The 22,332-nt window shown below is 35.0% G+C and carries 19 protein-coding genes; 8 read left to right on the top strand and 11 right to left on the bottom strand.

What is annotated here, in order from left to right:
- Positions 1 to 35 precede the first annotated feature (35 nt).
- The 5 genes from U5A88_RS12180 to U5A88_RS12160 are packed head-to-tail and all read left to right on the top strand — an operon-like array spanning position 36 to position 9,715.
- Positions 36 to 3,737: an efflux RND transporter permease subunit gene (locus U5A88_RS12180; RefSeq protein ID WP_354206818.1), complete on the top strand. Its 3,702-nt coding sequence runs from the start codon at positions 36 to 38 to the stop codon at positions 3,735 to 3,737.
- Positions 3,734 to 4,975 (top strand): TolC family protein, encoded by a 1,242-nt coding sequence (locus tag U5A88_RS12175; protein ID WP_354206816.1) that lies wholly within the window; start codon positions 3,734 to 3,736, stop codon positions 4,973 to 4,975. Before U5A88_RS12180 ends, U5A88_RS12175 begins: the two co-directional genes overlap by 4 nt.
- Positions 4,972 to 7,500, top strand: coding sequence for a heavy metal translocating P-type ATPase (locus tag U5A88_RS12170; protein ID WP_354206814.1), 2,529 nt, complete (start codon positions 4,972 to 4,974; stop codon positions 7,498 to 7,500). Before U5A88_RS12175 ends, U5A88_RS12170 begins: the two co-directional genes overlap by 4 nt.
- 4 nt (positions 7,501 to 7,504) lie before the next feature.
- Positions 7,505 to 9,280, top strand: a complete 1,776-nt coding sequence (locus U5A88_RS12165) for an efflux RND transporter periplasmic adaptor subunit (protein ID WP_354206812.1) — start codon at positions 7,505 to 7,507, stop codon at positions 9,278 to 9,280.
- A 36-nt stretch (positions 9,281 to 9,316) separates the two neighbouring features.
- Positions 9,317 to 9,715, top strand: a complete 399-nt coding sequence (locus U5A88_RS12160) for a heavy-metal-associated domain-containing protein (RefSeq protein ID WP_354206810.1) — start codon at positions 9,317 to 9,319, stop codon at positions 9,713 to 9,715.
- 247 nt (positions 9,716 to 9,962) lie between these two features.
- On the opposite strand, the gene U5A88_RS12155 is transcribed toward U5A88_RS12160, so the two are convergent.
- Positions 9,963 to 11,324, bottom strand: coding sequence for an APC family permease (locus U5A88_RS12155; RefSeq protein ID WP_354206808.1), 1,362 nt, complete (start codon positions 11,322 to 11,324; stop codon positions 9,963 to 9,965).
- A 278-nt stretch (positions 11,325 to 11,602) separates the two neighbouring features.
- Between U5A88_RS12155 and U5A88_RS12150 the strand changes: the two genes are divergently transcribed.
- Together U5A88_RS12150 and U5A88_RS12145 are read left to right on the top strand one after the other, a co-directional pair.
- Complete coding sequence (locus tag U5A88_RS12150) at positions 11,603 to 11,821, top strand: hypothetical protein (RefSeq protein ID WP_354206806.1); 219 nt, start codon at positions 11,603 to 11,605, stop codon at positions 11,819 to 11,821.
- A gap of 475 nt (positions 11,822 to 12,296) precedes the next feature.
- Complete coding sequence (locus tag U5A88_RS12145; RefSeq protein WP_354206804.1) at positions 12,297 to 12,440, top strand: hypothetical protein; 144 nt, start codon at positions 12,297 to 12,299, stop codon at positions 12,438 to 12,440.
- Between the two features lie 2 nt (positions 12,441 to 12,442).
- Here U5A88_RS12145 and U5A88_RS12140 read toward each other — a convergent pair whose 3' ends face one another.
- From U5A88_RS12140 to U5A88_RS12125, 4 genes are all read right to left on the bottom strand, one after another.
- Complete coding sequence (locus U5A88_RS12140; RefSeq protein ID WP_354206802.1) at positions 12,443 to 13,234, bottom strand: DNA/RNA non-specific endonuclease; 792 nt, start codon at positions 13,232 to 13,234, stop codon at positions 12,443 to 12,445.
- Positions 13,231 to 13,689: an acyl-CoA thioesterase gene (locus U5A88_RS12135; protein ID WP_354206800.1), complete on the bottom strand. Its 459-nt coding sequence runs from the start codon at positions 13,687 to 13,689 to the stop codon at positions 13,231 to 13,233. Before U5A88_RS12135 ends, U5A88_RS12140 begins: the two co-directional genes overlap by 4 nt.
- A complete protein-coding gene (locus U5A88_RS12130) occupies positions 13,689 to 14,876 on the bottom strand; it encodes a pyridoxal phosphate-dependent aminotransferase (protein ID WP_354208181.1) in 1,188 nt (395 codons plus the stop codon). Before U5A88_RS12130 ends, U5A88_RS12135 begins: the two co-directional genes overlap by 1 nt.
- Positions 14,877 to 14,994: 118 nt before the next feature.
- Entirely contained in the window at positions 14,995 to 16,089 is a 1,095-nt protein-coding gene (locus U5A88_RS12125; RefSeq protein ID WP_354206798.1) for a fatty acid desaturase family protein, read from the bottom strand.
- Positions 16,090 to 16,362: 273 nt separating this feature from the next.
- Here U5A88_RS12125 and rsmG point away from each other — a divergent pair, with 273 nt between their 5' ends.
- Positions 16,363 to 16,992 carry a 16S rRNA (guanine(527)-N(7))-methyltransferase RsmG gene (rsmG, locus tag U5A88_RS12120; RefSeq protein ID WP_354206796.1) on the top strand — a complete coding sequence of 210 codons (630 nt, stop codon included), beginning with the start codon at positions 16,363 to 16,365 and terminating at the stop codon, positions 16,990 to 16,992.
- Positions 16,993 to 17,145: 153 nt separating this feature from the next.
- Here the strand turns inward: rsmG and U5A88_RS12115 are convergent, their stop codons facing one another.
- From U5A88_RS12115 to U5A88_RS12090, 6 genes are all read right to left on the bottom strand, one after another.
- Positions 17,146 to 17,601, bottom strand: a complete 456-nt coding sequence (locus tag U5A88_RS12115) for a TPM domain-containing protein (RefSeq protein ID WP_354206794.1) — start codon at positions 17,599 to 17,601, stop codon at positions 17,146 to 17,148.
- Positions 17,602 to 17,721: 120 nt separating this feature from the next.
- A complete protein-coding gene (locus U5A88_RS12110) occupies positions 17,722 to 19,434 on the bottom strand; it encodes an FAD-dependent oxidoreductase (RefSeq protein WP_354206792.1) in 1,713 nt (570 codons plus the stop codon).
- Between the two features lie 99 nt (positions 19,435 to 19,533).
- Entirely contained in the window at positions 19,534 to 20,193 is a 660-nt protein-coding gene (locus tag U5A88_RS12105) for a hypothetical protein (protein ID WP_354206790.1), read from the bottom strand.
- Positions 20,194 to 20,319: 126 nt separating this feature from the next.
- Complete coding sequence (locus U5A88_RS12100) at positions 20,320 to 20,916, bottom strand: DUF502 domain-containing protein (protein ID WP_354206788.1); 597 nt, start codon at positions 20,914 to 20,916, stop codon at positions 20,320 to 20,322.
- Positions 20,917 to 20,941: 25 nt separating this feature from the next.
- Positions 20,942 to 21,517, bottom strand: coding sequence for a peptidylprolyl isomerase (locus U5A88_RS12095; RefSeq protein ID WP_354206786.1), 576 nt, complete (start codon positions 21,515 to 21,517; stop codon positions 20,942 to 20,944).
- 13 nt (positions 21,518 to 21,530) lie between these two features.
- Positions 21,531 to 22,262: an alpha/beta fold hydrolase gene (locus U5A88_RS12090; RefSeq protein ID WP_354206785.1), complete on the bottom strand. Its 732-nt coding sequence runs from the start codon at positions 22,260 to 22,262 to the stop codon at positions 21,531 to 21,533.
- Between the last annotated feature and the right edge of the window lie 70 nt (positions 22,263 to 22,332).

Below are 22,332 nucleotides of genomic sequence, written 5' to 3'. Positions count from 1 at the left end.
AACATCATTGTCTAATGGTTTAATTATCAAATATTATGCTCAATAAAAGCATCAAATTTTTAATAGAAAATAAACTCGTAGCAGTTTTGCTACTCGTCCTTTTTGTAGGTTGGGGAACTGTAAATGCACCTTTTAATTGGGATACTGGATTTTTACCAAGTAATCCAGTTGCTGTAGATGCTATTCCAGATATAGGTGAGAACCAACAAATTGTATTTACAAAATGGGATGGTCGTTCGCCTCAAGATATAGAAGACCAAATTACTTATCCGCTAACAACTTCCTTGTTAGGTATTCCTGGAGTGAAAACCATTCGTAGTTCATCAATGTTCGGTTTTTCAAGTATCTATATCATTTTTGAAGAAGATATTGAATTTTACTGGAGCAGAAGTCGTATTCTCGAAAAACTAAACTCATTACCAAGTGGTTTATTACCAGAAGGTGTTAATCCTGCTTTGGGGCCAGATGCCACAGGATTGGGACAAATATTTTGGTACACGCTTGAAGGTCGTGACGAAAATGGAAATGTAACAAGTGGTTGGGATTTACAGGAATTACGCAGTATTCAAGATTACTATGTTAAGTATGCACTATCCTCTGCAAGTGGTGTATCAGAAGTAGCTTCCATTGGTGGTTATGTTCAAGAATATCAAGTGGATGTTAATCCTGAATTGATGCGTCAATACAATATTGGATTGAATCATATTGTAAAAGCAGTTAAGGAAAGTAACAAGGACATTGGTGCACAAACTATTGAAATTAACAATGCAGAATATTTAGTTCGTGGTTTAGGCTATGTAAAATCTATTGAAGACATAGCAAATGCAGTCGTTACTTCCGAAGATTATACTGCAATACGAATTAAAGATATTGGTAAAGTATCATTAGGTCCTGCAACACGACGTGGTTTATTAGACAAAGAAGGAGCTGAAGTTGTTGGTGCTGTTGTTGTGGCACGTTATGGAGCAAATCCTATGGAGGTTATCAATAACGTAAAAGAGAAAATTAACGAATTAAGTGCGGGACTACCTTCAAAAGTGTTAGCAGATGGAAGCACATCACAAGTAACCATTGTTCCTTTTTATGACAGAACAGAACTCATACAAGAAACTTTAGGCACACTTAACGAAGCATTGACTTTAGAAATTCTAATTACCATTTTGGTCATTATCATAATGGTATTTAATCTTCGAGCATCGGTACTTATATCTGGACTACTACCAGTCGCGGTTTTAATGGTTTTTATCGCTATGAAACTCTTTGGCGTAGATGCTAATATAGTGGCTTTATCGGGTATTGCCATTGCCATTGGCACCATGGTAGATGTTGGTGTCATACTTTCAGAAAATATTATAAGGCATTTGGATGAAGATGATGGAACACAATCCATTAATACGGTAGTTTATAACGCCACAGCAGAAGTTTCTGGGGCCATCGTAACCGCAGTAATGACAACAATAATTAGTTTCATTCCTGTATTTACAATGATTGGTGCAGAAGGAAAATTATTCAGACCATTAGCTTTTACAAAAACCTTTGCGTTAACAGCATCTATTATTGTCGCTTTATTTTTAATACCACCATTTGCAGCATTTTTATTCAGAAAGAAAAGCATTAAAACCAATTTTAAAACTATTTTAAATGGTGTTTTAATAGCATTAGGAATAGTAGCAATAGTTTACGGTTATTGGTTAGGATTGATTTTGATAGCATTTGGTGTATTACCAATTTTAAGACAAAGAAAAATTCTCCCCTTTGGGGAGATGCCGCAGGCAGAGGGGCTTATTTCAGCATCAGCAATAGTATTCTTGTTAGCCGAATATTGGCGACCATTAGGAGTAGATAAAAGCATATTCTGGAATCTCATTTTTGTAAGTGTTATATGCTTTGGTTTATTAGGAGTTTTTTCGCTATTCATCAAATACTACACACGTATTTTAAGGTGGTGTTTAGATAATAAATTGTTGTTTTTGTCTGTACCAACAGCTATTGTAATTGCAGGGTTTTTCATTATGAAGAACACAGGCAAAGAGTTTATGCCATCCTTAAATGAAGGCTCATTTCTACTAATGCCAACTTCAATGCCTCATTCTGGTGTGGAAGAAAACAAACGAGTTTTACAGCAATTGGATATGGCAGTAGCCAGTATTCCAGAAATTGAAACCGTTGTTGGTAAAGCAGGTAGAACAGAATCAGCGTTAGACCCAGCACCACTATCAATGTATGAAAATATCATTCAGTATAAACCAGAATATATGCTGAATGAAAATGGAGAGCGTCAACGCTACAAAGTCAATGAGGATGGAGAATACATTTTAAAAAACGGAATGTCATTACGAGCGAAACAACGTGAAGCGTGGCAATCTCTAAAGGCCAAGGAACAACTCATTCCAGACGAAGGTGGTGAATACTACCGTAATTGGCGACCTGAAATTGAATCACCAGACGATATTTGGAATGAAATTGTAAGAGTTACAAAATTGCCAGGTGTTACTTCAGCACCAAAGCTACAACCTATTGAAACCCGATTGGTAATGCTTCAAACAGGAATGCGAGCACCTATGGGAATTAAGGTGAAAGGTCAAGACTTAAAGCAAATCGAGGCGTTTGGAGTGCAATTAGAAAACATTATCAAGGAAGCAGAAGGTGTTAAAAAAGAAGCTGTTTTTGCTGACCGTATTGTTGGTAAACCGTATTTGTTGATTGATATAGATAGAGAGAAAATTGCACGTTATGGCATTTCTATACAAGATGTTCAAGATGTATTAAAAGTAGCAGTTGGTGGTATGGTCTTAACACAAACGGTTGAAGGTCGTGAGCGATATGGTGTTCGTGTGCGATACCCAAGAGAATTACGAGCAAACCCAACCGATTTAGAGCAAATTTATATTCCTGTTGAAAAAGGCAGTTCCGTGCCATTAAGCGAATTGGCAACCATTCGTTACGAACAAGGGCCGCAAGTTATTAAAAGTGAAGATACTTTTTTAGTGGGTTATGTGTTGTTTGATAAACAAGCTGGTTTTGCAGAAGTAAGCGTTGTTGAAAATGCACAAGCACTTATCCAAGAAAAGATAGATTCTGGTGAATTGATAGTTCCAAAAGGAATCAACTATACATTCACAGGAACTTATGAAAATCAATTACGAGCAGAAAAAACCTTATCCGTAGTTGTACCATTAGCATTGGCAATAATCTTTTTAATTCTGTATTTCCAGTTTCGTTCGGTAGCCACATCTTTGATGGTATTTTCAGGAATTGCCGTGGCTTTTGCTGGTGGTTTTATAATGATATGGTTGTATGGACAGGATTGGTTTTTAAACTTCAGTTTCTTTGGTGAAAATTTACGAGACCTATTTCAAATGCATACCATCAATTTAAGTGTAGCGGTATGGGTCGGTTTCATAGCCTTATTTGGTATTGCTACCGATGATGGTGTTGTAATGGCAACCTATTTAACGCAAACATTCCATAGAAATACACCAGAAAACAGAAAAGAAATTAGAGCATCAATTGTTGAAGCTGGAGAAAAACGAATCAGACCCTGTTTAATGACTACTGCTACGACAATTTTGGCATTATTACCAGTACTAACCTCTACAGGACGAGGAAGCGATATTATGATTCCAATGGCAATACCAAGTTTTGGTGGAATGCTCATTGCCTTAATAACCTTATTTGTAGTTCCGGTATTATATAGCTGGAAACAAGAATTTCAACTTAAAAGAGCAACAAAATGAAATACATAAAAATCAATATAAAAAAGGTCTTTGTTCCTTGTGCTTTATTCTTTGTTCTTACAATTCAAAGTCAAGAACTAGAAACGTACATTAATGAAGCATTAACAAACAATCCGGAGATTCAAAAATTCGAATTACAATACAAAAGAGCTTCAGAAAAAGTAAACGAAGTCAATACCATTCCTAATACCGAATTTGGTGTTGGGTACTTTGTAAGCGAACCTGAGACAAGAACCGGAGCACAACGCTTTAAAGTTTCCGCTAAACAAATGTTGCCTTGGTTTGGAACCATAACATCGAGAGAAAATTATGTGAGTTCATTAGCTGATGCAAAATATGAGGACATTGTTATTGCAAAGCGAAAATTGATGGCTTCGGTATCACAATCCTATTATAATTTATACGCCAACAAATCAAAGCAAGAGGTGCTAACTGAAAATATAAAGCTATTAGAAACCTATGAGATATTAGCACTAACCTCTGTTGAGGTAGGTAAAGCATCTGCTGTAGATGTGTTGCGATTACAAATGCGTCAAAATGAAATGCAACAACTAAAAGAAGTGTTGCAACAACAATTTTTAGCGGAACAAACTAATCTTAATAACCTTTTGAACAGGGAAAATAATGTTGCTGTTATTGTGGTAGATAGTTTAATGATGCCTTCAGAAGACTTTGAAATCACTACTAAAAATTTAGCATTACATCCCGAATTGTTAAAGTATGATAAACTATTTCAATCCATAGAGCAATCAGAATTACTAAACCAAAAAGAAAGTAGTCCAATGATTGGTTTTGGATTAGACTATATCAATGTAGAGCCAAGACCAGATATGAATTTCTCGGATAACGGTAAAGATATTGTGATGCCTATGGTTTCGGTTTCTATCCCAATTTTTAATAAAAAATATAAATCGAAAACAAAGCAAAACGAGTTACAACAGCAGGAAATAACTGCACAGAAACAAGAACGCTTAAATACTTTGGAAACACTTTTAAGTAAAGCGATTAATGAACGTATTTCTGCAAGAATAAGTTATGCTACGCAAACCAAGAACTTAAAACAAGCCAAAGATGCTGAAGAAATTTTAATCAAAAGCTATGAAACTGGCACCATTGATTTTAATGATGTTTTGGATATTCAAGAACTGCAACTAAAGTTTCAAATGAACCAAATTAAATCGGTAAAGGCCTATTATATAGAAACCACGATAATTAATTATTTAACCCAACAACAATGAAACATACCTATCATATACATGGAATGACTTGCAACGGTTGTCGTACTCACGTAGAAGAAACACTTTCAAAAGTAGAAGGGGTTTCAAAAGCAACAGTTAATTTAGAAAAAGCAGAAGCTACAATCGAAATGGAATCACATATTCCTATAGAAACATTTCAAGAAGCCTTAAAAATTGATGGCGATAGGTATAGCATCCATAATTTAAAAGAAAAGCCCCTCCCAACCTCCCCGAAGGGGAGGAGCAAAAACAATAAATCAGAGGAGCAACTCCCCCTTTGGGGGTCGGGGGGCTTCTATTGCCCTATGCACTGCGAAGGCGACAAAACCTACGACAAACCAGGCGACTGCCCTGTATGCGGCATGGATTTGGTTCAAGAGCAATCCCCCCTCCTTGGGAAGGAGAAAGGGGGAGGCTGGACGTGTCCAATGCACCCAGAAGTTGTAAAAGATGAAGCAGGTTCTTGTCCTATTTGCGGTATGGATTTAGTGCCACTGCAACCCGACCTTTCAGCAGAAGAGAAGACCTATAAAAAGTTGGTAAAGAAATTTTGGATAGCACTTGGTTTCACATTACCAGTATTCTTGATTGCAATGAGCGAAATGATTCCCAATAATCCGTTATACAATATAATGGAACAAAAATGGTGGAATTGGGTTCAGTTTGCACTTTCAATTCCTGTTGTGTTCTATGCAACGTGGATGTTTTTTGAACGTGCTTATCGAAGCATTAAAACGTGGAAACTTAATATGTTCACACTTATAGGTATTGGTGCTGGTGTTTCTTGGTTATTTAGTGTGTTTGGAATGTTATTTCCAGATGTGTTTCCTGCACAGTTTAAAACAGAATCTGGTGCAGTTCACGTTTATTTTGAGGCAGCAAGCGTCATACTTACTTTGGTGCTAATGGGTCAAGTTTTAGAAGCAAGAGCACATAGTAAAACCAATTCCGCAGTAAAAGAACTGTTAAAACTTGCACCTAATAAAGCGGTGCGTGTGGTTGATGGAAATGAAGAAGAAGTTTCAATTGACCAAATTAAGGTAGGCGATATATTGCGTGTAAAACCAGGCGATAAAATTCCTGTGGATGGCATCATAACAGAAGGAAGTACAACTGTAAATGAATCAATGATTTCGGGAGAACCTATTCCTGTAAATAAGGCTAAAGATGATAAAGTAAGTAGCGGAACAATCAACGGCAATCAATCCTTTTTAATGAAAGCCGAAAAGGTAGGAAGTGACACCTTGTTATCTCAAATCATTCATATGGTTAATGATGCCAGTAGAAGTCGTGCACCTATTCAAAATTTAGCAGATAAGGTATCAGGTTACTTTGTGCCAGTTGTAGTTTTTATTTCAATTATCACATTTATTGTATGGTCTATTTGGGGACCAGAACCAGTTTACGTCTATGCGTTTGTGAATGCAATTGCAGTTCTAATCATTGCGTGTCCTTGTGCTTTAGGTTTAGCAACACCAATGTCTGTAATGGTTGGTGTGGGTAAAGGAGCTCAAAATGGTGTCTTGATTAAAAATGCAGAAGCTCTTGAAAAAATGGACAAGGTAAATACACTTATAGTTGATAAAACAGGAACAATTACAGAAGGAAAACCAACAGTTGAAACCGTAGGTGCTTTTAATGATGCTTTAAGCGAAAAAGAAATACTTCAATACATTGTTTCTTTAAATACCAATAGCGAACATCCTTTAGCAGAAGCGACGGTTAAATATGGAAAAGAACACAATACTGAAATACTAAAGTCCGAAGATTTTAGTGCTGTTACAGGAAAAGGTGTTGAAGCCATAATAAATGATAAAAAAATAGCATTGGGAAATCCTAAAATGATGGAGTTTGCAAAAGCAGACATTACATCTAAAATGAAAGATGAAGCTAAATTTTACCAAAGGCAAGGTAAAACAGTTTCTTATTTATCAATAGACAAAACCGTTGTTGGGTATGTAGTTATAGGAGATAAAATAAAAGAAACAAGTGCAAAGGCCATTGCAGCACTTCAAGATAAAGGTATTGATGTAGTGATGCTCACTGGTGACAATCGCGATACCGCACAAGCCGTTGCTTCAGCATTAAATCTTGCCCATTTCAAGGCGGGAATGTTACCAGAAAACAAACTGGAAGAAGTCAACAAATTACAAGAACAAGGACACGTTGTGGCGATGGCAGGTGATGGTATTAATGATGCACCAGCATTGGCAAAAAGCGATGTAGGTATTGCAATGGGCACGGGAACAGATGTAGCGATAGAAAGTGCAATGATTACGCTAGTAAAAGGCGATTTACACGGTATCGTAAAAGCCAGAAATTTAAGTGATGCTGTAATGAAGAATATAAAGCAGAATTTATTTTTCGCACTTATTTATAACACATTAGGAGTACCTATTGCAGCCGGAGTATTATTCCCATTCTTCGGCATTCTATTATCACCAATGATAGCGGCGTTAGCAATGAGTTTTAGCTCTGTTTCTGTAATAGTAAACGCATTAAGATTAAGAAATATTAAAATATAGCACTATGAAAAAATATATAATTTACTTCGGAATATTGGTAGTTGGGTTGTTGTTAGGATGGTTGATTTTTGGTGGTTCATCAAAAAAAGAAGCAAAACATAATCACGATGCCATTTCAGAAATCAATCAAATGTGGACGTGTTCAATGCATCCACAAATTATGCAACCAGAACCAGGTGATTGTCCCATTTGTGGTATGGATTTAATTCCTGCGGAAAGTGGAAGTGATGGATTGTTGGCAGACCAATTCAAGTTAACTGAAAATGCTATGGCATTGGCTAATATTCAAACAACCACAGTAGTAGGCAAAGGAAATGTTGATGGCAACACGATTAAATTATCTGGTAAAATTGCTGAAAATGAAGAAGCTAATGCAGTACAAGTCAGTTATTTTTCAGGTAGAATAGAACGTTTGAATATCAGTTTTACAGGCGAAGAAGTAATTAAGGGTCAGCTATTGGCAACTATTTATTCACCAGAATTGTATGCAGCACAACAAGAACTGATTACGGCAGCTTCTTTAAAAGAATCACAGCCAGCATTATACAAAGCGGTTCGTAATAAATTGAAACTATGGAAGCTCTCTGACAATCAAATCAATCAGATTGAAGAAACCCAAAAAGTAAAAGAAAACTTTCCAGTCTATGCAACCGTTTCAGGAACAGTTACCGAAAAATTAGTAGAACAAGGCGATTACATTAAACAAGGACAACCATTGCTTAAAATTGCAAACCTCAATACGGTTTGGGCAAATTTTGATGTCTATGAAAATCAAATTGATTTATTTAAAAAGGGACAAGAAGTGTTAGTGACTACCAACGCTTACGCCAATAAGAAGTTTAAAGGGAAAGTAGATTTTATTGACCCAATTTTGAATTCCAAAACAAGAACAGTAACCTTACGCGTAGTGCTTACTAATAAAAATGATGTATTTAAACCAGGAATGTTTGTAACCGCAACTATTGAACGAATTTCAAGCAGTAATGGTGAGGTATTAACAATTCCAGCATCTGCTGTATTATGGACAGGTGAACGTTCTGTTGTCTATTTAAAAACAAATCCAGACCAAACCGTTTTTGAAATGCGTGAAGTTGTTTTAGGTAATCAAATTGGTAATGAATATGAAGTTTTAGAAGGCTTATTTGTTGGAAATGAAATAGTAACTAACGGAACATTTACAGTAGATGCAGCAGCACAATTACAAGGTAAAAAATCTATGATGAATAAAGATAGTGGTAAAACAATGACTGGTCACGAAGGGCACTTAGGAATGGATAATAATGCCTCAAAAAAAGAAAGTGACCATACCAATATGAATGAACGATTACCGGTATCAGATAAATTTCAAGAACAGTTAAAAGTTGTTTACAATGACTATATCAATTTAAAAGATGCTTTAGTTAAAGAAGATTCAAAAAACACTTCAGATAATGCAACAAGTTTATTAAACAATTTAAGCAAAGTTGATATGAAATTATTATCAGAGAATAACGCTCACACACATTGGATGTCACTAGTAAAAGAAATAAAATCTTCTGCTACATCTATTTCTAAAACGTCCGATATAAAAGCACAAAGAGACCATTTCAAACATCTATCATCACACTTAATAAATGTTGTACAACTGTTTGGTGTTAAGGAAAAAGTGTATGTGGAATTTTGTCCAATGGCAGATAATAACAATGGTGCATACTGGTTGAGCAAAGAAGAAAAAGTATTCAATCCATATTTTGGTGATGCTATGCTAACCTGTGGAGAAGTAAAACAAATAATAGAATAATAATAAATCAAGTAATAACAATTAAATTTTAAAACAATGAAGAAAGTAATTTTAAGTGTAGCTGTAATAGCAGCATTAGGTTTAACAAGTTGTAAAAACGAAACCAAAAAAGAAACTGAATCATCAACTACTGAAATGTCAAAAGAAATGGCTATGACAGAGCTATCTTTTGGTGTAAGAGGTAATTGCGGAATGTGTAAAAAAACCATTGAAAAAGCTGCCAATAGTGTTGAAGGTGTTACAAGTGCCAATTGGGATGTCGATAAAAAGAAAATTGATGTCTCTTTTGATGATACCAAAACAGACGCAATGGCAATTCACAAGGCAATTGCAGCTTCAGGTTATGATACTGAAAAAGTAGCAGGAAGTGAAGAAGCCTATAAAGATTTACCAGGTTGTTGTCAATACGACCACGAAATGGCAATGAATCAATAATCTAAGAAGAAAATAGTTGAAGTATAGATGATTTAAGGTACAACAACATAGGTACAACAAACGTTCAAAATAGGATAAATTCAATCAAATTTTATTGAACTTTGAAAAGTCTAAAAATTTAATTATGAGATATTTAATTATATACACGCTAGATTTCTCCTGAACTTAGTATCTAGTGCCGCGAGGTGTGAGTTCGAGTCTCTCCGCCCGCACTTATTTAACTGTTAAATTGCAGTCTTAAAACCTCTCATTTTTGAGGGTTTTTTTGTTTGGGTACACTATTTTCCTTTTTAAAGATAAGCTTTTTGTGCTTTAATTTTGCATAGAACCAAGCACCAAATAGCAAGACAATATATAACAAGACTATAATCAACATTTCGTTCCACTTTCGTGAGAATTCATAGTATAGGATTAAGACACCACCAAAACCCAGACCAATAATGGATGCGATAGTTATTACAGAAGACGAATTGGTTCTTGCTCTAATTTTATGATTGGCTATGGCCATTAAGAGCGAAACCAACAAAAATGTAATACTGCCAAATTCTAAAATTAGCTCTAGTCCACCAATCAATATCATAATACTTGCGGTCAAAGACATGGCTATAATGGCATTGACAGGGATTTGCTTTTTGTGAATAGATAGTAGTTTGGGCAAGTAGCCATCAGAGGCAATGGCCGCGACCTGACGCGAAGAGCCGAAGACAGTACCACTAATGGCACTACTTGTGGCCAATATAGCACCCAAAATCACTAGGTTGGTACCTAGCGTTCCAATAGCATTTCCCGCACCTGCCGCCAAGGCATATTCTTTATTTTTGATAATGTCCTCTGTTGGTATCGCAAATAGTGCTCCTGCAGAAATAACCACATAGATTAGTATGGCAAGTACAATGGCAGAATAAATGGCCCGAGGAATATTCTTATCTGGATTTGACATTTCGTTAACCGCATTGATTACCAATTGAAACCCCTCATAGGCAACAAAGGTGATTGACGATACAATTAATATGCTTAAAATACTAGAGCTCTCGACGTCCTTTGCAAAATTGTCAATAAATACTTCAAAAGTAGTATTACCATTACTGATGAGTACACCGGATATTATAGTAAGAATAAGCAGTTTGGTGTAAACCATTAAATCTTCCAGTTTACCCATTCCTTTTACGCTTAAAACATTGATGATTGTAAATACTGCAATTACCGCCCAAGCCACACCTTTACGTACCCAAATATCTTCTGCGAAAGATGTACTGCTTATAGCGTAGGAAGAAAATGTATAAGCATATAATGCCAAGGTACTGATATATCCAAAAACCACGTACCATCCTATTACGGAAGCGGCGAATGGTGAGCCAGGATACGTACGCTTAAAGAAAGAATATGTTGCACCTTCGTCTTTGTAGAAAAGCCCAAGTTTTATATAGGAATACGCAGCAAGAGCGGCTATTATACCACCAATAATGATGGCAATCGGAGTAAGGTTTCCAATCATTGAAACGGAAATTCCTAGTATGGTGAAGATTCCCCCACCCACCATTCCACCTAAAGCTATGGCGATTAACTCGGCAAGGCCAAGGTTTTTGTTACGTTTTCTGTGTAAGGTCATTTATACTGGTCGGCATTAAATTAAAATACAAAGTTAAAATAGTGTTTGACTTTGGTTCGGTTTAAATTCTTTTTTTTCCAAAAGCCTAAACTGAAGCATATTTTGACCTTTCTAGTTCAAAAATCAGAAATGTGTACTTACAGATGCCTCAATCGCTTTGAATGCCTTTCTCTCTTTTGGAACTTTGTTATGTAATTAACAATTATTAATCATTTAAATAGAGAAAAAATGAAAACAAAAGAGCATTAGTCCCAAAAATTCTTCTTGCATCAATTATTATGATAAGTTTTTCTTTACAATCATTCGCCCAAGAGGTCATCTTTAAAGCGAAGATCCTCAAGGAAGAGTTACCCATAGTGATAATTGATGAAGTCATAGAAGATTTTCCAGATTATGAACTAGATGAATTCTACACCATACCAGTAAACTTTATTGAAGAGGATATTATCATCGAAACGGACAAGTTGGTAAAGGTAACTATGGCAGTTACGAAATAAAACTCAAAAAAGGCAATGATGTGTTGACAGCCCTGTACAATAAAGGACGGAAAACTTATCTATACCACGGAAAAAGGTGTAAATGTACCATTACCAGCCCCAGTTAGAAATATGGTTGCCAAAGAATACCCTAGATGGACCATCACAAAAGACATTTACAAAATGAAGCATAAAGCCGGTAAAGAAGAAAACATTCGCTACAAGCTGTACTTGAGTAAACACAGTAATAAAATCAAAATTTATACGGACGAAAACGGCAAGATATTGTAAAGCACAAGTAAAAACTAAACATTTAGAGCTTTTCTCTCTACCTCGGTTAGATTTAGAATCTAGTGCCGCAAGATGTGAGAGTTCGAGTCTCTCCGCCTTTACTTTAAAAAAAACCTTTAGTAAACCGAAAAGTTTTTATTTATCAAAACAATTTTCCCGGGGAGTTTTACGTTAGCTATTTATCAACCGCTAAACCGGCCCAAAAATGAAAAAAAGAATTACCAAGCTATGTATAAATTTTGTTAATTATTTAATTGCCCTTCCGTTATTGGCTTTGCTACTTTTTACCAATCAGAACGAAGAAATGACCAGATTGCTTACACTATTGAAAACAAGTACTGAAATCTAATACTAAAAACTCCAGTCTTTATAACTGGAACCGGCTTCTAATTTTGATTCCAAATCATCCGGTAATGCCGGAAAAAAATCAATATTGGTCAATTTTTCGATACTGTCAATAGAAACTACAAAAGAATAGAGCGGTGCTTTTGATTGTTTATGCGGAACGAGAAAAGCAATTGCCTTAATTTCCGGCTCAGAATAGTCCAGTAATATTTTATAAAACTTTCTGGGTACTGCAACTTTTTCTTGACCTATATTGGGTAAATTCTTTTCAAGAACACCTCCAGTAACAACAAATAGTTGTTTGTCTTTGCCTGCCCAATAACGTGTTTTTTGCTCTAACCTATTCCAAACCCCAGCATTAAAATTACTTTTTTGTGGAGAAATATTTGAGGTTAAAAAAGTTTCGTCATAAGCTGCTTTAGAAAACTTTCTGTCTCCAGCAGGGCATAAATGACCCTTAGTGTAACCCGAGTTTTTATAATTTCTATAATCTGCCGATTGCGTTTTTACTTTTTTATCTTGAATAAAATAAGGGCGTTTTCGGTTTGTATTTGAAAGATGTTCTTTTTTTAATTCGTAGGCCACCCATTCCGCTTGTTCATATTCTTCATTATATGAAAGTGCATAATTTTGATGCTCAATAATTACGTTGGTTGTAGAAGTGGGCAAGTAGTTAAATTCCGAATTTTGAACTGTATTTATCCCGGTATCATTTTTATTGTTTTCAGGATAAAAAAGATAAACGATTAAACTCAATAAAAGAATAACAATAGGATAAACAATGGCTTTTCTTTTCAAACCTCTGATTTGTTTTTTAAAGTAATTTCCTCAAAGTTTTCAACCTTTTCTAAATTGTTCAAGGTTTTTTCTACCAAATCGGTTGGAGGGGATATCAGCTTTCTTTTTTCCAAATCCAGCCAAGCGGCATATATTTTTACTTCAGCTACCAAGACACCATCTTCTCTAAAAATTTTATGGAACATTTTAAAACGTTCGCCATTTTTGGACATGCCAGCTAAAAACAGTTCAACGGTTATATCTTCACCTAACTTTATCTCTCTGTAAAAAGTGGTTTCTTCCTTAAATAGAACCGGACCAATATTATCTTTTTCAAAACGTTCAATACCAAAACCGTTTTCTGTTAAAAAACGAACTCTACATTCCGCAGCATAATCATTATAAGCGGTATGACGCATATGTCTATTGGCATCAAAATCTGCCCATTTTGTATGAAATTTAATTTTAAATGCCATTAATTCAGTATATTTTTAATTCTCTTAAAAGCTTCTTTTAACTCTTCGGTTGATGCGGCATAAGATAGCCTGATACAATTTGGAGCACCAAAAGCCCCTCCGGTAACTGTGGCAACATTTGCCTTTTCTAAAAGTAGCATGGAAAAATCTCCAGCATTGTTAATGGTTACACCATCTATGGTTTTACCAAAATAGGAAGATACATCGGGAAAAACATAGAAAGCTCCTTTTGGTGTGTTGGTCTTAATGCCCTCTATTTCTGATAGTAGGTCTAATACCAAATCTCGTCTTTTGTGAAACTCATCGACCATAAACTGAATTTTAGAAACAGGGGCATCCAAGGCCGCAATTGTTGCACGTTGTGCAATACAATTTGCCCCAGAGGTTACTTGTCCTTGCATTTTATTACAGGCTTTTGCTATCCATTCTGGAGCTCCCATATAACCAATTCTCCATCCGGTCATGGCAAATGCTTTGGCCACACCATTTACGGTAATGGTTCTATCGTACATGCTATCAATATTGGCAAAGCTAAAATTAGGTTGACCATAATTTATATGTTCGTAAATCTCATCTGATAAGATATAAATATTAGGGTGTTTTTCTAATATTTTAGCAAATGCCCTGTACTCGTTTTCGGTATAAACGGTACCACTTGGGTTGTTTGGAGAATTGAAAAATATCAATTTTGTTTTTGGTGTAATTGCCGCTTCTAACTGCTCAGGTGTAATTTTAAAATCGGTTTCAATGCTCGAAGGAATTTCTCTATAGGTAGCTTCTGCCAGAGTTGCAATGGCCGAATAACTTACCCAATAGGGAGCAGGCAATAAAACCTCATCACCAGGATTTAGCAATACCAAAGCCGCGTTGGCAATAGATTGTTTGGCCCCTGTAGAAACTACAATCTGGTTCGGGTTATAGGTTAAGTTATTATCACGCTTAAATTTTCTACAAATAGCTTCTCGCAATTCTAGGTAGCCATTGACGGGAGTGTAAGAGTTGTAATTATCATCAATGGCCTGTTTAGCGGCTTCTTTGATAAAGTCGGGCGTGTTAAAATCGGGTTCACCTAAACTTAAACTTATAATGTCTTTGCCTTCAGCCTTAAGTTCTCTGGCTTTAGCTGCCATTGCCAAGGTTTCTGATACGGGAAGGTTGTTGATTCTATCGGATAGTTGTTGCATAATTATTTACTAAAAAATTGAGCAACAAAATTAAAAATTAAAAAGCAGAAACTTTAGTAAATACTTATTAATTGGTTTAAAAGTTAGATTTTAAACCAATTAATAAAAAATGTAAAATAATTTATGCCATTGACGGTTTACGCCCCAAAACATCCAATTGCCTGTAATGCTCTATTACGGCTTTTCTAAATGTTCTGTATTCATTATAAGGAAGGCTGAATTCCTTTGCAGTACTTTTAACAATCTCAGCCAATTTTTTGTAATGGATATGACTGATATTAGAAAATAAATGATGTTCAACTTGATAATTTAAACCACCTGTAAAAAAGCGTACCAACCAGTTTTTAGGAGCAAAATTAGAAGTAGTGTATAATTGATGAATTGCCCAAGTGTTCTTCATATTGCCTTCACCATCCGGTAACGGCATTTCTGTGTTGGGCATAACATGGGCCAATTGAAAAATTACACTTAAAATAATACCTGCGGTATAGTGCATAATAAAAAACCCGATAAGTACTTTCCACCAAGCAATACCCACAACTAACGGTAGGGCTATCCATATGGCATAATAAATTATTTTACCGATAATCAATTTGGTCCATTGTGTAGCCGCATTTGGCATTTTACCGTATGATAATTTCTTTTTTAGATATTGATAGGTTTGCTTAAAATCCGTTGTTATGGCCCAGTTTACGGTTAACAATCCATACAATAAAAAGGCATAATATTTTTGATATTTATGAAACCTGTGCCATTTGGCATGTTTTGAAAATCGAATAACCCTGCCGGCATCAATATCTTCGTCATGTTCATGAATGTTTGTATATGTATGGTGTAGTACATTGTGCTGTACTTTCCAGTTGTAATCATTTCCGGCTAGGATGTAGATACTGCTGCCCATCAGTTTGTTTACCCATTTTTTGCTAGAGAAAGACTCGTGATTGGCATCGTGCATAACGTTCATCCCCACACCTGCCATGCCAACACCTACCAACATCATACATAAAACTTGTGCCCACCAAGGCAAAGGCAATGTAAGTACTAAAACTAAAGGCGTAATTAATAAAGCAAACATAAAAACAGCTTTTAGGTACAGTTTCCAATTGCCCGTTTTTTTTAGGTTTCTTTCTTTAAAATAGGTATTGATTCGCTTGTTAAGTGTTCTAAAAAATTTTGCGGAATCTACTCTGGAAAATTTAATGGTGGTATTTGACATACGTTGAAGTCTATTTAAAGTAAGGTACAAATTTAATAATTTTTATTGTTCCAACGGTTTTGAAATCTAATTTGTATATTTTTTAACAATAAAACTAAAATAATTCCCGATGTTTTTACCAGAGGATTTCCAAATTTATCTCTCCTTCGGAGAGGTCAGAACTACTTTTTTTGTAGTTCTGGGAGAGGCAAAATAAAAAATTCATATTTCTTTAGCTAATACAAATATTACCTGTTTTAGAAATTTTTTATTGTAATTTTGCAATTCAATTTTATGGAAAAAATTTTAACCTATTTTAAAGGTTTAACTGATGAACAAGTTAATCAGTTTAAGCAATTGGAGCAGCTCTATACGTATTGGAACGCTCAGATTAACGTCATTTCCAGAAAGGATATTAACACCTTATATGAAAGGCATGTATTGCACTCGTTAGGGATTGCCAAAGTACAGGGATTTAAACCGAATTCCAAGGTTTTGGATGTTGGAACAGGTGGTGGGTTTCCTGGAATTCCGTTAGCCATTTTATTCCCCGAGACGCATTTTTTATTGGTAGATTCCATTGGTAAAAAGATAAAAGTAGTAAAAGAAGTTGTCAATGCCTTGGGGTTAAAAAATGTAAAAGCCGAACATACCAGAGCAGAAAGCGTAAAAGGTGAATTCGATTTTATCGTTAGCCGTGCCGTTACCAATATGGACGATTTTGTAAAATGGACACGCAAAAAAACGGTTAAAAAACAAAGGCACGAACTCAAAAATGGAATTCTCTACTTAAAAGGGGGCGATTTGACCCAAGAACTTGCCAATTTTCCGAAAGCCGTTATTTATAATTTATCCGATTATTTTACCGAAGATTTTTTTAAGACTAAAAAAGTGGTGCATTTGCCGTTGAAATATAGGCCTTAAATGGGGTTTCGTTTAACGGTCTTGTATAACCGTCAGTTACGGGTTAAATTAGCGATTATTTTCGGTTTAACACAGACTTTAGCAATTCCGAGTGGATTCGGACGTAGTCGAATCCGCCGTAATTGCGGTTATGCATTGTTGTACACAGTACTTTTATATCCATTTCCTTAGCAATTCATTAAGTCCGAGTAAAAGTCCATCGTAATATTTTCCGTTTTTAAATTCGGGAATCATATTTTCATCAATTACTTTTTTGCAAAACTCGTCTGTCAAATAGTAACGAGTTTTTTCGGTTGTCGATATTCTTATTTTTCGCAACGATTTGCTCAATACAACAGTAAGTCCGTTTCCGTCATTATTTTTTCCAATATTCCAATTGTCAGACATTCTGATTGCGTACTGTTCAAATTCCGTGTTTTTTGGAATCGAATCTAATGTAATGACTGCAACTTGTCTATTAGAATTTTCTTTATAATAAATCAGTAAATTTTCCAGAAATTTAGTTTCCTCTTCGGTAAAGATATTTTCAAAGTCGTTTACAAAACCGATTTGTTTAGGAAATTCCGACTCAATTATTTCAGATTTCGGCTTTTCGGTTTGAGTTTCCACTTTGGCTGATTTGCACGAAACTAAAATCAAAATTAGGATGATAAATATGTTCCGGAATATCATTTTTCGTATTGTGCACAACGACTTAGTAAAAAATCGTTTTATTATTTTCAATTAATTTTACTCTAGTATTTGACCATTTTGAAGCAATACCTCTTTTATATCGTTATATTCTAAATCTTGAACTGCTTTACCTTCATCAATGGCTAAACTGGCAACAACCGCAGCACTTTGGCCCAAAACCATAAATACGGGTTCCATACGGATAGACCCAAAAGCAATATGAGAGGCACTCAAACATATTGGAACCAATAGATTAGAACATTCTTCTTTTTTAGGAACAATAGAGCGATAACTAATGGGATATGGACCTTTTACATGAGCTTCTACATTACCTTCATTGGCTACATAACCCTTAGCATTTACATAACGCTTTATGTGATGAGAATCCATCCCGTAGGCTGCCATACCAATGCCGTCGGGTACAACCTCAATGCGTTCACAATGTTTTTGACTCATAACAAAATCACCTACCATTCGCCTGGCTTCCCTGATATACAGTTGTTGTTGCCAACCATCTTCACGTTCATATTCATCTTTACATGTACCCCATTGCGATACTTTATCTTTTACTTTTTTTGGAATACGAGGATGATTGGCCAATGTCCACATTAACCCTTGTTGATACTGACGATGCCGTTCAATAATTTTTTCACGCTCTTGGTAAGAAGCTTCAGGATAATCCCAATTTTGTCCAATAAAATCAGTTGAAAATCCTTTTTGATTGTTGGTGTCTGTTTTTCGGTTGGGCATTGCAGAATTAATCCAAGGTACTAGGCGGTCACCATAAGAATACATTTCTTCAATAGGTCCTTTGGCGGCTTCATAGTTACGGAATAGTAATTCATAATCCAGTTCATTATAATTTTCTGGCTTTGTAAAAGGTATTCTATTCTCAGGATGATCCGTTAGGGTCATTCGGAAACAGTACGCTTGTATTCCTTCGTCACCTTGCCCTTCAATACCAGAGCCATTTTGAGAAATAAAAGGAAGAAGTCCACTTAATGAATCGCCTTTTACTACATAAGGATCAACACCAGCAATAAAATTATGATAAACACTATTATTAGAAACTGAACCATTTAGGGTTGTGCCAAATTTACTAGCCTGAATTCCGTTTAGAGTTTCACCATATTTGGTATTCGATTCTCTTCCAACAGTATATGATATTCCTGCCGTTGCCAATAGATCACCTTCGTAAGTTGCATCTATAAACATATTCCCTGTATATTTTTCGCCTGATTCCGTTGTGATGGATGTGATAGACTTTCCATTTTTTGAAACTCCATTTTTTCTATCGAGACGTTGATTGTAAACAATTTTAATGTCAAGACCTTTTATCATTTCATGATAAACCTCTAAGGCTGCTGAGGGTTCAAATGTCCACATGGCATCTTCATTTTTTGTGGTTTGTGTTTGTCCACCGTCTTTATATTCCGATCTTTTTTGCCAAACCCAGTTATCGGAATTTTCGTAATGCTTTTTTATGTTTTGATAAAATTCGCGAGAAATACCACCAATAACCTGCTTATTACCAATATCGGTTTGCCCAAGACCTCCGGTAGTAAGTCCGCCTAGCCGATTTGTCGGTTCTATTAAAATAACCGATTTACCAAGCCGTGCAGTTTCAATAGCAGCTGATATACCTGCTGAAGTGCCTCCATAGATAACAACATCTGCCGAAGTTAAACTTTCATTGTTTTTATTGGCACAAGACAAAAACGCAACACTTGCAAATAAGATTAGGAGTTTTAATATTTGCGTTGTTTTCATATGTAAACCTGTTTTTGTTTGCTATAATGTAAAAATAGTGATTTTCGTAAGTAGGCTATAACCAAGCAATGAATTAGACACAGTATTGCCTGTAATTTTTTATTCCTCATTCCAAATATTATTAAAATAATCCGTATCCATTTCAGGTGACATCAAATAAGTCCAATTATTTTTTCCCGCCATTAGATGACTACCTGTTATAAATTCCGTTTTCTGTCCATATTGATAAATATAAAGTTTGTAATCGAAATCCGGATAGAAAATTGAGTCAAATGGTTTGTCTCTAAAATCGAATACTTTGCTTGTATTCCAATCACGCACTATTCTTTTTGTTTCGCTTTTATTCAACATTTTTGTCCGATTCTCTTTATTCGAGTATATCCGAATAGAATCAATTGCCGAAAGATTAAGCAAGGTTTTATCCGCTTTAAATGTATTAACTGAATTTTCACAAGTATTGAGGTCAACATACTGTTGCTTATTTTTTCGAAACCGTATGAGGCAGGAATCTTGTCTTATTACATCACTGGCAATTTCTTTTCCGTCTTTATAAATGTCCATCGGATACCAAGGTGGTCCGGCCCAACCTATACATCGATATTCTTTGATTTGATATTCTTTAAATGTCCATTCATTAGTTAATTCACATTCGGCACCGAAAGCTTCGCCTAGTTTTTTCAAGAAATAGTATCCGCCAATTAGTCCGCCTATGAAAATAAAAGCAATAATTATTAGGGTTATTTTACAACCTTTTTTCATTGGTTACGGTTTTGGTCAAATTACTGGCAACGACTTAGTAAAAAATCGTTTTTATGTTTTTTAATTGACGTTAAACGAAGGTCGTATTTTTTATTGAAAAAATCAAATCAAAAGTTATGATTTTCACTACTCTTCAGCTTGCTCAACCTCCTCTTTGTTCCAACCTGTTAACCCAGCAGACACTACAAATTTCATCACATCGCTAGAGTTAATGTCAACTGGTGTAATATTTTCCTTTGGAACAATAAACAATTCGCCAGAAAAATTATAGGAATGTGGAAAATATACAGCAACTTTATCTTTTAGGTGTAATAATTCTAAATTTTCTTCAGTAATAAAGCCCAGTTTTTCTAAATCGGAATTCAGATTGACTTTTACCAAAACGGGTTCGCTGAATTTTTTTTCTTTACCCACAAAAGCAGAAAACAGATCATTAAAAGCGGAGTAAATAAAATTTAATAACGGGATACGTGCCAACAAGTTTTTAAATACTTTTCGTAATGGGTCGGCAATAATAGTACGACCTAAAAAACCTACAAAAATTAAAAATAATATCAATGTTAAAACACCTAAACCTGGAATTTTAGTATCAAAAAATTTGAGCAATAAATCTTGCAGTAAACCATCTAAAAAGGTAAAAACAGCATAAATAATATATGCTGTAATGCCTAGTGGAGCAATATATAATAAACCTTGTAAAAAGTAATTGACTAGTTTTTTCATGATGACGAAATAATAAGGTTAGATTTTATTTAGTAATTCTCTTAATAGAGTAAATTTCAATGGGTTTTGTTAAGTATTGATTTTCGCTTTTTTGTGATTGAATTTTCAAAACTACATCCATACCTTTAGTTACTTGTCCAAAAGCTGCAAAACCTTGTCCGTCCGGGTTTCGTTTACCACCAAAGTCTAATTCTGGTTGATCGTTTATGCAGATAAAAAAGCTGCTTGTGGCACTGTTAGGTTTGCTTCTTGCCATAGAAATTGTACCATTTTTATGTAAAATACTTGTCGTTTCCGTAGTTTCAATTTTAATTGGCGGTTGTTGTTTTTCTTCTGGGATATTTCCGCCTTGTATCACTTCAATTTTAATTTCCCTATCTGCTTCATTTTCGGCAGTACAGGTTCTGAAAAAGCTACTATTATCGTAGGCGGAATTATCGACATATTGTAAGAAATTACCAACAGTAATAGGTGCTTTATCTTGATACAATTCAATTTCTATTTTGCCAAGAGAAGTGTCAATTAAACATTTTACCTGTTCTTGTGCTTGCATAGAATTGCTAATTAGAATAACTGCCAATAAGAGTGTTAATTTTTTCATAGGGTTAATGCAATTAGAGTGTTTTTAATATCCAATCTATAATATGGTCTTCAGTGTCTTTAAAATCTCTTAAAATATAAGAGCCATGTTTGTTGCCTTTTGTTATTTCTATTCGTTTTTCGCCCAATGTTATTTTATATAATTCTTCAGCCCATTTTTTTCGCATTCCTTTTTGTTCTTCTTCAGAGGCTATGTAAAAGGCGTTTTTTGGAACAATTGGATCGGTTTTTCCACTTAAATTTTGAGCGGCACTTGTTTTAGCAGATAGCACAACTACAGATTTAATATTTTCGTTTTCTGAAGCCATACATGCCAAATTACCACCTATAGACGCACCTATAATACCAATACGGTTTTTGTCTATTCGTGAATCGTTTTGTAGAAATTTTATAACTGCCTGTAAATCGTTTGGAGCTCGGTTGGGGTTATTAAAAAGATCTGAAAGTGAGCCTTCGTCTTTATCAGAGTCACCGTGTAGTCTTACATCATAAGCAAATACAGCGTAACCTTGGGTTAATAATTTATCAATAATTGATAGTCCGTACCACTCTTCTCTTGAAGAACCGCCTTGGTGGATTAGTATAATTGCTGGAATTTTGGCTTTTTTAATTTTCGGCAAATGGTAAGTTGCACTAATATTAATGCTATCTTTTGTCGTTATTTTTACAGCTAAGGAATCTTGAGCGTTTGCGTAATTGATCGTAAAAAAAAGACAAAGAGTTAATAAACTAATAGTATTTTTCATTATAAAAGCTTTAGACCTTAAAATTAACAATTTAATTACCCAATTGGAATAATGATTAGATTAATTAACA

It is taken from the genome of Aureibaculum sp. 2308TA14-22 (genome assembly GCF_040538665.1).
Taxonomy (GTDB): Bacteria; Bacteroidota; Bacteroidia; order Flavobacteriales; family Flavobacteriaceae; genus Aureibaculum.
The sequence above is the reverse complement of the archived record's forward strand: the minus strand, read 5'-3'. Positions and strand labels throughout refer to the sequence as shown.

What these genes read in the sequence shown, in the direction of transcription:
- U5A88_RS12180 (WP_354206818.1), top strand. Translation starts at nt 36, where the DNA reads ATGCTCAATAAAAGCATCAAATTTTTAATAGAAAATAAACTCGTAGCA.
- U5A88_RS12175 (WP_354206816.1), top strand. Translation starts at nt 3,734, where the DNA reads ATGAAATACATAAAAATCAATATAAAAAAGGTCTTTGTTCCTTGTGCT.
- U5A88_RS12170 (WP_354206814.1), top strand. Translation starts at nt 4,972, where the DNA reads ATGAAACATACCTATCATATACATGGAATGACTTGCAACGGTTGTCGT.
- U5A88_RS12165 (WP_354206812.1), top strand. Translation starts at nt 7,505, where the DNA reads ATGAAAAAATATATAATTTACTTCGGAATATTGGTAGTTGGGTTGTTG.
- U5A88_RS12160 (WP_354206810.1), top strand. Translation starts at nt 9,317, where the DNA reads ATGAAGAAAGTAATTTTAAGTGTAGCTGTAATAGCAGCATTAGGTTTA.
- U5A88_RS12155 (WP_354206808.1), bottom strand. Translation starts at nt 11,324, where the DNA reads ATGACCTTACACAGAAAACGTAACAAAAACCTTGGCCTTGCCGAGTTA.
- U5A88_RS12150 (WP_354206806.1), top strand. Translation starts at nt 11,603, where the DNA reads ATGATAAGTTTTTCTTTACAATCATTCGCCCAAGAGGTCATCTTTAAA.
- U5A88_RS12145 (WP_354206804.1), top strand. Translation starts at nt 12,297, where the DNA reads ATGAAAAAAAGAATTACCAAGCTATGTATAAATTTTGTTAATTATTTA.
- U5A88_RS12135 (WP_354206800.1), bottom strand. Translation starts at nt 13,689, where the DNA reads ATGGCATTTAAAATTAAATTTCATACAAAATGGGCAGATTTTGATGCC.
- U5A88_RS12125 (WP_354206798.1), bottom strand. Translation starts at nt 16,089, where the DNA reads ATGTCAAATACCACCATTAAATTTTCCAGAGTAGATTCCGCAAAATTT.
- rsmG (WP_354206796.1), top strand. Translation starts at nt 16,363, where the DNA reads ATGGAAAAAATTTTAACCTATTTTAAAGGTTTAACTGATGAACAAGTT.
- U5A88_RS12110 (WP_354206792.1), bottom strand. Translation starts at nt 19,434, where the DNA reads ATGAAAACAACGCAAATATTAAAACTCCTAATCTTATTTGCAAGTGTT.
- U5A88_RS12105 (WP_354206790.1), bottom strand. Translation starts at nt 20,193, where the DNA reads ATGAAAAAAGGTTGTAAAATAACCCTAATAATTATTGCTTTTATTTTC.
- U5A88_RS12100 (WP_354206788.1), bottom strand. Translation starts at nt 20,916, where the DNA reads ATGAAAAAACTAGTCAATTACTTTTTACAAGGTTTATTATATATTGCT.
- U5A88_RS12095 (WP_354206786.1), bottom strand. Translation starts at nt 21,517, where the DNA reads ATGAAAAAATTAACACTCTTATTGGCAGTTATTCTAATTAGCAATTCT.
- U5A88_RS12090 (WP_354206785.1), bottom strand. Translation starts at nt 22,262, where the DNA reads ATGAAAAATACTATTAGTTTATTAACTCTTTGTCTTTTTTTTACGATC.